Below are 11,917 nucleotides of genomic sequence, written 5' to 3' on the forward strand. Positions count from 1 at the left end.
CCACCTATCATATGAATTAAAATACCTAAGCTTCATCACGTTAAAATTCCTTACATTCTTTTTTCTAAATATCACAAGTCAGACTTTCTAAAGTAATGGAAACCAAGCCATGAATATAATCACTCTGCATATTCTCTTGTATAATAATCTGTGGCATATGTTCATGAGGTATCAATGCTTCGCAAGCATTAGAAATATCGTCCATCATATCAGCCCTGATTAATCCTCCTGTCACTACAATTGTTTCAGGATTAATCACTGCGATGATAGATGCAATTGTTTTCACTATTAAAGGAAAAACAATATCCACATGATTAATCTGCATGATTTGCTCTTCACGTGAATGATCAAAAGGCAGATAGGACACTTCACCTGCAAAGTTCGTATTGCCCCTAATAATATGTCCATCGACAATTATACCTGCCCCAGAACAATTATCCTGGGGGAAAATTACAACCGCAATCGTTTTATCTTCATCATAATTCTGCCTTTTATAGAAGCCATATGAGATGAGATTCATATCATTCTCAACTGTAATTTCCAGATTATATTTAGCCTTTAACCGGCTGGCTAATGGAATATCTACCAGTTCTTTAATATCACCGGGACCAATTACACCTCTATGTATAATCCCTGGTACACCAATGCCAATAGCCTTGATATTCTCGTAATTGCAAATCAGTTTTTCAATCAAATTATCGATGACTTCATAGTTAATAACTTCTACTTCCACCAAATTTTCCTCAATAATCTCACCTGTTAAATTTGTAATTGCATGAATTACTTTATAGATTCCGCCTTCATTACTCACATAAATACAAGCAATATAAGAGTAATTGGCATTATACATAAAGCGGCGTGCTGGTCTTCCACCATTGGGCTGCTCTAAATCAGCTTCTATAACCTCTCCACGTTCTAGTAGTTCATTTAGAATGTTGCCACAAGTTGCTACACTTAACCCGGTCGCATTTGCTATTGTTAATTTCGTTCCAAATGTCAAAGCCTTCAAAGCAGTTTTGACAAGCTCAACATTGACCTGTTTAACTCTCATCGTATTGTTGATTATTGGAATCATACTACACCCCTCAATACTTTTTATAATACTTATAAAAAGTATTATCTTTATTAAGATATCATCTATTTCTATTTTTTGTCAATACTTATATCACAATAAATATCCAAAGTTTTGAAGTAACCTGTATTACTAACCACTACGAAAGAAATATTTATCATTGATCAAAATAAAAAAGAATCCATCCCATATTGCGGGATGGATTCTTTCATTCTATTTACGCGCGTTTGCCAAGCTCTTTATCAATATAAAGAAGGGAACCGCCTTTATCACCAACAAATTTCAATCTTTCTAAAACAGCAGAAGCACTTGCTTCTTCTTCTACTTGTTCAGCAATAAACCATTGCAAGAAGATTTGTGCAGCATAATCTTTTTCTTCTAAGGCCACTTCATACAATTTGTTAATTAAATTGCTAATATGTATTTCATGAGCCAATACTTTTTCGAATAATTCTACTGGCGTTCCATATTCAGCAGCTGGAGCTTCAATAGCTTGCAGCTTAACACTGCCGCCCCGCTCTAATAAATAATCCATTAATTTGAAAGCATGGCTGTTTTCTTCTTGATATTGAGCTCTAAGCCAGGTAGCAAAACCACTAAGATTTTTAGCCTCACTTTCTACAGACATTGCCAAGTAAATATGTGCCGAGTTCATTTCAGCTTGAATTTGATTATTAAATGCATTTTGAAGTTTTGTACTAATCATCGTATATTCCCCTTTCATTTCAAAACAGTTACATCTTTTATGAGGTTAATTTTAACATATTTCTCAACTCTTATCAATAACTTTTTTTATTTATTGATAATCATTATTAGTTAATCTTATTATCATCTTTCATGAGTAGATTGCGCAATTTTTCAACATTAGTAATTGGTGGCTGACAGGCAAAATTCTTACAGATATAAGCAGTAGCCTTATGATCTATTTCTTTGTATTCCACATTTTCCCGGGAGTGTCTATCATAAAATCGCATTGCTGCAGAAGGCAAGAAACAATTATTAATTACATCGAACATAGACTTCGTATCAGCAGCCTCTTTATCTCCAACAATTACAATCTTGGTGTTATCAGCTAAGTAGTAATCTACAGCCATCATAAAGTAAGTATAACCCGCTGCATATCGGCTGACTTCTCCAGCAAAATGTCCTAACAATCGCTCTGCTGTATCGCTGAAACTCCTATCCTCTGTCATATCAGCTAATTTTTGCAATGCGAAGGCCGCAACAGAGTTACCAGAAGGAATTGCACCATCATAGATCTCTTTAGGACGCGCAATCAACTCTTCACCATCATTGCCATAAAAATAAAATCCGCCCTCAGTACGATCCCCAAATAATTCTCCCATATCCTTCGCTAATATAGCAGCCTGCTGCAAGTAGTAATCATTGCAGGTTGTCTCATATACTTCAATAAGAGCCATAAGTAAGAATGCATAATCATCAAGATATGCCAGATGGGCTGCTTCTCCTTCTCGATAGCGTGCTAACAGACGCCCGTTTGACCCCATGAGTTTTTCATAAATAAACGCTATCCCTTGTTCCGCCACTTTAGCATACTTACTTTGTTTCAGCACCCGTGCTGCTTTAGCAAATGCAGCAATCATCAACCCATTCCAAGCTGTAAGGATCTTATCATCTTTATAGGGATGTATGCGTGCTTCTCGCACCTGATACAGTTTTTCTCGCCCTTTTTTTAGCACCTCAGACAAATTCTCTACCGTTTTATTGACAACTCTAGCATACTCTTCTAGATTGCGTCCAATAAGATGTAAAATACTGGTCCCATGTTCAAAATTACCATGAGAAGATATATGATAAAAGTCAGCAAAAAGCGCTCCTTCTTCTTCTCCAAGGATCTCTACTACCTGCTTTCTGGTAAAAACATAGAATTTGCCTTCCACCCCTTCGGAATCCGCATCTTCCGCCGAATAAAATCCACCATTTTTGTCCATCATATCTCGCATCACATAGGTTAAAATGTCTTCAGCGATTCTAGCAAATTCCTGATTACCAGTACACTGATAGGCTTCCAGATAACTAGTACACAATAAAGCATTATCATATAACATCTTTTCAAAGTGAGGCACTAGCCACTTCTGATCGGTAGAATATCTAGCAAAGCCATACCCTAAGTGATCATAAATCCCTCCTTGCCACATAGACATAAGAGTTTTCTCTACCATGGCAAGTGCCTTTGGTTCTTTAAAATGCTGCCAATACCTTAGTAAAAAAGTTATCTTATGAGGCGTAGGGAATTTAGGCGCAGAGCCAAAACCGCCATACTGGGGATCATAGCTATTTTCTAATTCCAAGTATGCTTGCTTTAACAAATCCTCTCCGATTTGACCTTCTCCACTTGGCGGCTTTGGTCGCTGCAGGATATTGACAATTTCATTACCAGCCTTTAGGATTTCACTCCGATTCTTTTCCCAATGCTGATGTAGTGTTGTTAAAAGCTCTAATAGCCCCATCCTACCCATCTTTCTATGTTTAGGAAAATAAGTTCCAGCAAAAAAGGGCTTTTTATCAGGAGCCATAATAATCGTCAACGGCCAGCCACCTTGCCCTGTGAGAGCCTGGCATACAGACATATAGATTCCATCCACATCCGGTCTTTCTTCCCGATCAACCTTAATGGCAATAAAATGCTGATTCAGTAAATCCGCCACTTCCTGATCTTCAAAACACTCTCTTTCCATGACATGACACCAATGGCATGTAAATTAAAGTAACATCCTATCATTTATTTTAAGCACAGCTAAGAATAGCCTACGGACAAAAATACAGGCCGATTCTCACGCTGTGCTTTCTGAAACGCTTCTGATCCCCATGGATACCATTCTACTGGATTATTGGCATGTTGTAGTAAATATGGGGATTTCTCGTGAATTAGGCGGTTAGGTTTATTGGTGTTTTGGCTGTTGATATCGTGGTTTTTTGTTTTGGGGTCGTAGTAGGTTTTATTTTCCATGAAAGACGCCTCCCGATAATTTATATGGTTAGATTGTCCATTATTATGAAGATATACGCAATAAAACCACATAAAAATGTCTTGTATATATACAAACTCTTATGCAAACTTACAAATATCCCTCTGGATTTATAAAATTTTTAATATGAGTATCTCATATGTGAATGAGAATGATAACCCGATGCATAAGTATTTATTTGTTTCATTTCTTCTGTTCATAACATGTCATTTCTTATTCTATTACATGCCATTGTAAAAACAAGATTCTTTTAAACGATGAGTCATCTACCTTAGAGCTTCTTCCAATTCTCTTCAATGGCAGCAACTTTTATCAGTTGCCAATCCTATTTGAAGGGTACCACCTGAAGGCATAATTATCCTATTTTTTTGCTAAAGCCTCAATCACAAATTGGATATGCTCTTTTAAATCAACACCTAACAGACTTGCCCCTTCCACTATTGTTTCACGATTAACGGCTCTGGCAAAGGATTTCTTTCAATTTCTTCATTACAGATTTAACTTCTACGTTAGCAATATTTTTATCTGGGCGAACTAAAGCACATGCCGAAAATAAAGTTTTTTGCAAAAGACTTCTCTCCATGACCCAATCTCTTGCATGAGATTCAATATCCACAATTAACTGATCTGTATAGCCATGTGGTCTTAACAAGTTTCCTGCATTACTGGGATGTTCATCAGGATATTTTTCAAAATCTACATCATGCAACAAGCCAACAGCACTCCAATATTCTGCATTTTCTTCGAATTTTTCAGCATATGCACCCATAGCTGCTTCCACAGCCTGACAATGATTTAGAAGACCTTTATCTTTCACATGATCAGTTAATATACTCCAAGCTTTTTGTCTAGTTGTGTCCATTTTTCATACGCCTCCAAAATAATTACTGTTTTTTATAATTTAAAAAGTATATTTACAATAAAAACTCCTGCTATGCCTCCAACTACCACGAATATAAGATTCATTTCCCACCAGGCCAGCAGGATTGACACGATACATCCCACAATCGCAGATTCCAAATTTCCAGCGCCAGTTGAATTAAGTGCTCCTGGAAAAACAAGCGCCCCCAATGCCGCATATGGGATAAATCCCATAAAACTCTTTATATATCTTGGCAAGCAGGCATTTTGCAATAAAACCAACGGTAACATACTTGGTATAAAAGTAACGACAGCCATCGCCAAAACCAAATAAGTTAAATTCATACTTGCTCCTTCCCTTCTGAATAAAAGCTTGCACCCACGGCAGCACTAGCTATAGTTGCAATAATTATCCCCCAGCCGTTTGAAAATCCCCAAAGCATAGATGCCCAATAAATCAAAGAGTTTATAACCACAGCCAACAATGAAACAATACTACAGGCTTTGACTTATATGGCTTTGAGTCACTACTAAAACTACTTCCATGACATGACACGTTCAGATGATCAATGCGTTAAAACGAATAAACCTTAGTCAGCATTTTGACTAAGGTTTGGTGTATAACTATGCTTGAAGGTTTAGACGGGAAGCAGAATCACCCAGAACCCCTAGGCACCTGAAGCAACATGGGCAATAGGAATAATCTGGCATAACACTTTTTGTTAGCATGCTTTAAGCCTTTTCGTGAGTGCCCACTTAATAAAATTCAAAAAAGTGTTGCTACAAAAAAGGTAGCATGCTACAATGTTAGTAGCATGCATGCTGAAATATACATATGTGAAGGAGGTGCAGTTATGCCAGTAATTACGATAAAAATGAAAAAAACTCAGGCAGAAAAGAAAAAGGAGTTGATTGAAAAATTAACTTCTGCAGCAGTTGAGGTTACCAATGCTCCAGCAAACGCTTTTACTGTTTTTATTGAGGAGTATGAGCCTGATAGTATTGGTATCGGCGGGCAGACATTGATTGAAAAACTATCCAACAAGTAAGATAAAGATACCTAAGCCCCTCGCTCTTCTATCACGAACGAGGGGCGTTTCACAAAATTTATAATTTATATTTCGAGATAGTTATCAAGGAGGAGTTAATATGTCAGTTCCATGTGCAGGCAAACCGGTTAGAGGTTCCAAATCGGGAGTTCCAATCATGGCTCTTTTTGATCTTTTGGGCAGAAGCTGGGCAATGGGTATCATCTGGAATTTACAGAAAGGCTCTTCTACCTTCAGAGAACTTCAGGCACGGTGCGAGTCGATCTCTCCTACAATATTAAACAAGCGTATCAAGGAGCTTAGAGAAGTCGACATTATAGAGCGTACTAATGATGGTTACCAATTGACCCAACGGGGAAAAGAGCTCCTGGAATTGTTGCGTCCATTGGGAAAGTGGTCATGGGTCTGGTCAAAAGAAGTCTTCAACTTTACAGAAACACACGACGGTTAAGAGATGAATAGTTAAATGATATGGCCTGAACAACATTATCAAGTAGAACCAGCGCTTTATTAAACGAAAGATTGTAAAATGAAGTGCGCTATATAGGACAAGGGGAAAATTTATTTTTGTAATACTATTAGTTTGAAATGGAAAGGAAGAATTAGAATGAGTTTGCTTACTGTGGATCGAGAAAAATGTATTGGCTGCGGAATTTGTGCCGAGGTTTGCCCGAAGAATTATATCGAAATTACTAAGGAAGGGATTCCGGCCGATGCCGGGCTTGCCTGTATCACCTGCGGTCACTGTGTCGCTATCTGTCCCCAAGCGGCATTGGATCATGCACACGCGCCACTTAAAGGTCAAGTTTTGTTAGATAAGACTCCGGTTTTGAACGCTGAGACGGCGGAAAGTTTTCTTCGGGCCAGACGATCTATACGGGTGTATAAAGAAGAGGCAGTTCCCAAAAGCAAAATTCTAAAGATGCTAGATATTGCCAGGTTAGCCCCTACTGGAAATAATACCCAAGGTGTGCAGTATTTGGTTATAGATAATAAAGATACGCTACAGACTATTACCCAAGCCACGGTAGCCTGGATGGATGAAGCAATCACCCAAGGAGAACCATTGGCAGCTTATTTTACCGATTTGGTGGAATACTATCATAAAACCGGGCGAGATGTTATTTTGCGGAATGCACCGTGCTTTATCCTGGCACTTACCGAGAAAAGTTTTACGCGTGGGCGTGATAACACTCATTTTTCTCTTGCATATGCCGAATTGTTTGCACCAAGTCTTGCATTAGGAACGTGCTGGGCAGGCCTTGTCGAGGCGTGCGCCAGGTCTGGCTATCAGCCGTTGCTTAAAGTATTGGATATTCCGGAAGAGTTAATGGTCACCGGCGGGATTATGGTTGGTTATCCTAAATACAGCTATAAACGACTGGTAGATCGGTCTCCGTTGACAGTAACTTGGCGTTAACCGACTAATTCTTATAAATGGCTGGAAAAGCAAAGTCGCTACTAACGTTTAACAAGGTTAGTAGCGACTTTTTAGGCCAATGTTTATGCAAAAATAAGGACAAAAAATAACATCTAACTTAGGAAGTTTTGTATTATGCGTGCTTTATATTCCTAGAATCAAACCCATAATTTACTGTATAGCTTCTATTACTGATTAAACAACAATGCTATTGCCATATAATGCGATACCACTTACCTTTACTCTTTTATATATGAGCAGCAATAATCCGATAATTCTTGTGCTACAATTTTGAATTTTGAATGTGCTGGAATTTCAAAAGTTCGCCCTGCATCAATTGTAATCCATTCTTCACAATTAGGAAGCAATACTTCTAATTTTCCAGCCAAAAGTTCCATATGTTCCTTATCTACTGTTTCAAATTCATATTTCCCCGGCATCATAATTCCCAATGTCTTTCTTTCCCCGCCTGTAAGTAAAACGGTACGACTTGTCACTTGACCTTCAAAATATACATTAGCCTTTTTTATTATAGAAACATTCTCGAATTGATTCATTTTAAACCCTTCTTTCAAATTCTTATTATTTAATAATGATTCATATCTCTTCACATCATGAAAGATCGATTCCAAATCACTCGTGATTCAGCTCACGATTTCAGTTAATTGAGAATAGAATTGCTAATTTGTAGTGAAATATCCTTACTACGAGTGATCCCTTTTCTCAATGCAGTTACAAATAATTCACCAGACTTTAAGCTATCTATGATTGCTTCAGTAACACCTCCTTTTGTTATCATTCTTGCAATATATTCGACTTTTTCATCTTCTGTAGTAAACGATGGTAGAATCATTTTTGCCCACTCATAAAGATCTAAAAACGTAGCCCATTCTTTTTCTATTTCATTTATTGCTTCTTTTATTATTACTTCATTATCTTCTTGCAATAATGCTGCGGGTAAACATACGCCAGCTGTAAAAATATCCATATCCCTCTCATTTGACATCTCAAAAATACGAAGGCTCATTTTGCTTAAAATACAACCTACCAATTCATTATAAGGGTATATAGTTGCAACTCCTTTTTCTGCAACTATAGTATCTGGCCCACTTAGCATCATTCTGCAAATATCGGATTTAAATATATTTTTTAATATCTCAACAGATAATCCGGCTAAACATGAAACGATAAGTTTATTTTGGGAGATAGGTATCTCTTTTAGACTTATAACATCCTGGGGTTTTGTGGTAATAAAAATGACATCTGCTTCATTAAAAATCCTCTCATTTTCTGAAATACATATAGTAAGACCCATCTTTTTTATTTTTTCATATGTGGATGGATTACCTCTATACGAAATAAAAAGATTCTCTTTATGAAATCCATGGTTAATCAAAGATTCCAGAATAGCTTGTCCCAAATGCCCACATCCAATAATTCCAATCTTAATTGTATTGAAAATATCCAAATCGTGATTACTCAATTTCCATTCCTCCATTTACTTCTTATGAATGGATCATCTTCACTTTTTTGATAGCCTCCTAACTATTCTCAATAAGGTAGGATAGCATCTCATTGCTATCACACATAGCATTGAACTTTTCTTTACCGATGGTATCAATCAGAATATTTCCCCAAATATCATGTTTAATATATTCCTTAGCTACTAGAATAATACTTGGTGTTGTTGTCCAAACACCATCCGTTTCTCCATTTTCGCCAATCTCGCAAATCACCACTTCTTTGGAATCTCCAATTACTATAGTAAGCCTCTTCCCCAGTCTCGCTTGTGATGATATTCCACAGCTATCCAAATTAATATAATAGCTACTTTCCATTGTTGAATTTCCAAATACCCCTGCAATAACTGTAACGCCTCTTTTTTTTGCTTTTGCTATAGCATCATGTAATAGAACATCCTCATCTGGCCAAATGGATAGCAAAAGGGATATGTTCGTATTATTAATGATACTTATAGCTTTCTCGACAAAGGTTTCATATCCAGAAAAATTAAGTGTTATATCAATATCAGGTAAAGGTTCTGTTTGTTTCAGCTGTTTTTCTAGATCTTGTATCATGGAAGTAAATTCTTGCTTCAATTTAGCTAAAAGAGTTTCTGACGGAACCGGGTAATACTTTCCCGTTTCTGTAGCACTCTCAATAATAGCACCTTTAATCTTAAGTCGGTTTAATGTCTCATAAATTTTTGCAGATGGAATTTTTCCTATCTTACTAATTTCATAGCCATTAGAAGGATATTTTCGGATTAAGGCATAATAAGCTTTTGCTTCATAAGACGAAAAACCAAGTTGCTCTAACTTCAACATTATATCGTTCACTCCATCACCCCCTTCTATCATTTTTATTAATCTATTTCATGCTCCTCGTTAGTTCCTATCTTAATTCTTAAATTGTATTCTGACAATAACTACTCGGGTACGGTGTATAAAAGTTTTTTTCAAATTATAGCTATCAAAAAAATCCATATGGAAAAGCGGTCGAGAAAATAAATCCTTCAACCGCTTTTCGATAATGCCTTCCTGCTAATAAACGAATATGGTCCACGCTAATCTTAAACAAAAATGTTTCTTTTATGGACATGGCACCAAAGTCACTTAAAACACTGTTTACAAGTTTGGAAAAGCTAGTAAAACCAAGCCCTATAAGGCTCTGTAGTCTGTTCTTTAGCTGGCATAAAAAATTGAATTACATCAACCTCTAAACCGTCAGCAATAGCAAAAAGAACATCAGTGAGTACGCCTTAGTAGAATTAGGTGCTTCAATTTTACTAAGATAACTTTTGCTAATTGCAATCTTATCAGCTAGTTCATCCTGAGACAGTCCTCGTTTCATACGGTAGTAAGCAATTTTTTTAGCAATCTGTCGATAACGAAACATGCATTAACTTAAAAATGTAACATCTAATGGATTTCTATCTACTAATCGCTTATAACTATACTTAGGATATCCAACCATAACCGCAGCTGTTATCTTTTTTCCTTCTGGAATATTGAATAATTTAAGCATCGGTGAATTCTCAATAAATGCACAAAACTCAAAAATTCCAGCCCAACAGGATCCAAGTCCTAGTGAAGGAGCATATAATTCTAGATAAGTCAAATATGAAACAGAGTTATCTCTGGCACTTCGAAGATCTTTATCTGCAATAGTTATGATTAAGTTAGGAGCACCGCGGAAAATTGAATCAACTCCATCTTCCCTGTAACTTCTAATATCTTCTTCTACTAGATACCTTAATGGGGAATTTTCCATCATCTGAATAGAAATTTCAGTAGCTTTTTCAATTAATTGTTTATTTTCAACTACCACAAAGGATATACCTTGACTATTTTCTGCAGTAGGAGCTAGCCTTGCAATATCAATTAATTTTGTTAATTTCTCTCTAGATACTGACTCGTCTTTATAATTTCTTATGGAACGGCGCGACCTTAAAAAATGCTCTGCCTGCTGTGCATTTAACTTAGGAAAATCTTTTGTATCAACTTGTTGTATTAAAGGTGTTTTTTTATTATCTATAGCGGCATTAGGGCATATAGCAACACAATGTCCGCAGGCAATACAAGTGGTGTTTGCTATTTCTTCTGGTCCCTTTTCTCCCATTTTTAGAACATATACTGGACATTCTTTAATACAAAGTTCGCATTTAATACATTTTTCTTCATTTACAGTTATAAGTTTCATTTTAATCAATTCCTTTTAGAATAGTTTTTTAGCACTCATATGCTAAAATAAAAAGTCTTAATGCCTTTTTATTCAGTAAATTCAGTAATTTCCCGCTGCGATTTACTCCAGATATCTTTTTTACACATCATACAAATAATCTTTTTGTGCCTTTTCTTTCTCTGTCATAACTACCTCCTTTAACTACTAAATATTATTGCCCATCTCTTCTGCAAGGACAAGAGCTCTAGTAGATAATATATCTCCTTTACTGTTAACACCTGGAACAACCAAATAACCTCTATCTGACCATTTTTGATAATAGGCAATCTGTTTATATGTGCTAATAATACCGCTAAATACAGATTCATCATCCTCTTCTCCGCAAACCAGAAGCATACTTTCCTTTATATTTAGCTTCTTCTCTCCAATTATAAATGAATAAGTTTTGTCTATGACTGCCTTAAGCTGAGTCGGAAATGAAAACCAATAAAGTGGTGTTATAAAAATGATTGCATCTGCCTTTTCTATAAGAGGAGCAATGCTATTAAAATCGTCATCAAATGAACAAGGCTTCCCTTTACTGTAACAAGTATCACAGGCCATACACCCCATAATTTTTTTTCTACCAACTTCACATTTAACTACTTCGTGTCCTGCTTTGTTCGCTCCTTTTATAAACGCATCGGCCAATAAATCGCTATTTCCCCCAATTCTTGGACTACCAGTTAATACTAGAATCTTCTTCTTCATAGTTCTCATTCTTCCTTTCTTAATTATATCGTTGACACTACCCAAAGTATAATTTATAATATGATATTAGTAAAGTACGTACATTGAGGTT

14 protein-coding genes and 1 pseudogene are annotated in these 11,917 nt (G+C 36.4%); 3 read left to right on the forward strand and 12 right to left on the reverse strand.

What is annotated here, in order from left to right:
- Positions 1–64: 64 nt before the first annotated feature.
- The 6 genes from JBW_RS15070 to JBW_RS15095 form a co-directional block, all read right to left on the reverse strand.
- Positions 65–1,075 carry an ROK family protein gene (locus JBW_RS15070; protein ID WP_007957903.1) on the reverse strand — a complete coding sequence of 337 codons (1,011 nt, stop codon included), beginning with the start codon at positions 1,073–1,075 and terminating at the stop codon, positions 65–67.
- Positions 1,076–1,289: 214 nt separating this feature from the next.
- The gene (locus JBW_RS15075; RefSeq protein WP_007957904.1) at positions 1,290–1,778 is read right to left on the reverse strand and encodes a ferritin; all 489 of its coding nucleotides are present in this window, start codon (positions 1,776–1,778) and stop codon (positions 1,290–1,292) included.
- A 106-nt stretch (positions 1,779–1,884) separates the two neighbouring features.
- The gene (locus JBW_RS15080; RefSeq protein WP_007957906.1) at positions 1,885–3,771 is read right to left on the reverse strand and encodes a thioredoxin domain-containing protein; all 1,887 of its coding nucleotides are present in this window, start codon (positions 3,769–3,771) and stop codon (positions 1,885–1,887) included.
- 59 nt (positions 3,772–3,830) lie between these two features.
- A complete protein-coding gene (locus JBW_RS26055; RefSeq protein ID WP_007957907.1) occupies positions 3,831–4,043 on the reverse strand; it encodes a DUF255 domain-containing protein in 213 nt (70 codons plus the stop codon).
- Positions 4,044–4,513: 470 nt separating this feature from the next.
- Positions 4,514–4,924 (reverse strand): HDIG domain-containing metalloprotein, encoded by a 411-nt coding sequence (locus JBW_RS15090; RefSeq protein WP_007957914.1) that lies wholly within the window; start codon positions 4,922–4,924, stop codon positions 4,514–4,516.
- 32 nt (positions 4,925–4,956) lie between these two features.
- Complete coding sequence (locus tag JBW_RS15095; RefSeq protein ID WP_007957916.1) at positions 4,957–5,268, reverse strand: AzlD domain-containing protein; 312 nt, start codon at positions 5,266–5,268, stop codon at positions 4,957–4,959.
- Between the two features lie 509 nt (positions 5,269–5,777).
- Here JBW_RS15095 and dmpI point away from each other — a divergent pair.
- The 3 genes from dmpI (at position 5,778) to JBW_RS15110 (ending at position 7,392) form a co-directional block, all read left to right on the forward strand.
- Positions 5,778–5,972: a 4-oxalocrotonate tautomerase DmpI gene (gene dmpI, locus JBW_RS15100; protein ID WP_007957918.1), complete on the forward strand. Its 195-nt coding sequence runs from the start codon at positions 5,778–5,780 to the stop codon at positions 5,970–5,972.
- Between the two features lie 100 nt (positions 5,973–6,072).
- A complete protein-coding gene (locus JBW_RS15105; RefSeq protein WP_007957921.1) occupies positions 6,073–6,423 on the forward strand; it encodes a winged helix-turn-helix transcriptional regulator in 351 nt (116 codons plus the stop codon).
- Positions 6,424–6,579: 156 nt separating this feature from the next.
- On the forward strand, positions 6,580–7,392 hold the full coding sequence (locus JBW_RS15110) for a nitroreductase family protein (protein WP_007957922.1): 813 nt from the start codon (positions 6,580–6,582) through the stop codon (positions 7,390–7,392).
- A 239-nt stretch (positions 7,393–7,631) separates the two neighbouring features.
- Here JBW_RS15110 and JBW_RS15115 read toward each other — a convergent pair whose 3' ends face one another.
- From JBW_RS15115 to JBW_RS15140, 6 genes and pseudogenes are all read right to left on the reverse strand, one after another.
- Positions 7,632–7,949, reverse strand: a complete 318-nt coding sequence (locus JBW_RS15115; RefSeq protein WP_007957923.1) for a pyrimidine/purine nucleoside phosphorylase — start codon at positions 7,947–7,949, stop codon at positions 7,632–7,634.
- Between the two features lie 104 nt (positions 7,950–8,053).
- Positions 8,054–8,875 carry a pyrroline-5-carboxylate reductase family protein gene (locus JBW_RS15120; protein WP_007957924.1) on the reverse strand — a complete coding sequence of 274 codons (822 nt, stop codon included), beginning with the start codon at positions 8,873–8,875 and terminating at the stop codon, positions 8,054–8,056.
- Between the two features lie 58 nt (positions 8,876–8,933).
- Positions 8,934–9,731 carry a TrmB family transcriptional regulator gene (locus JBW_RS15125; protein WP_007957925.1) on the reverse strand — a complete coding sequence of 266 codons (798 nt, stop codon included), beginning with the start codon at positions 9,729–9,731 and terminating at the stop codon, positions 8,934–8,936.
- Positions 9,732–10,036: 305 nt separating this feature from the next.
- A pseudogene (locus tag JBW_RS24120) lies at positions 10,037–10,290 on the reverse strand (helix-turn-helix domain-containing protein).
- A 3-nt stretch (positions 10,291–10,293) separates the two neighbouring features.
- Complete coding sequence (locus JBW_RS15135) at positions 10,294–11,094, reverse strand: nitroreductase family protein (protein WP_007957927.1); 801 nt, start codon at positions 11,092–11,094, stop codon at positions 10,294–10,296.
- Positions 11,095–11,280: 186 nt separating this feature from the next.
- Positions 11,281–11,826 (reverse strand): flavodoxin family protein, encoded by a 546-nt coding sequence (locus tag JBW_RS15140; protein WP_007957929.1) that lies wholly within the window; start codon positions 11,824–11,826, stop codon positions 11,281–11,283.
- Positions 11,827–11,917 lie beyond the last annotated feature (91 nt).

It is taken from the genome of Pelosinus fermentans JBW45, from assembly GCF_000271665.2.
Taxonomy (GTDB): domain Bacteria; phylum Bacillota; class Negativicutes; order DSM-13327; family DSM-13327; genus Pelosinus; species Pelosinus baikalensis.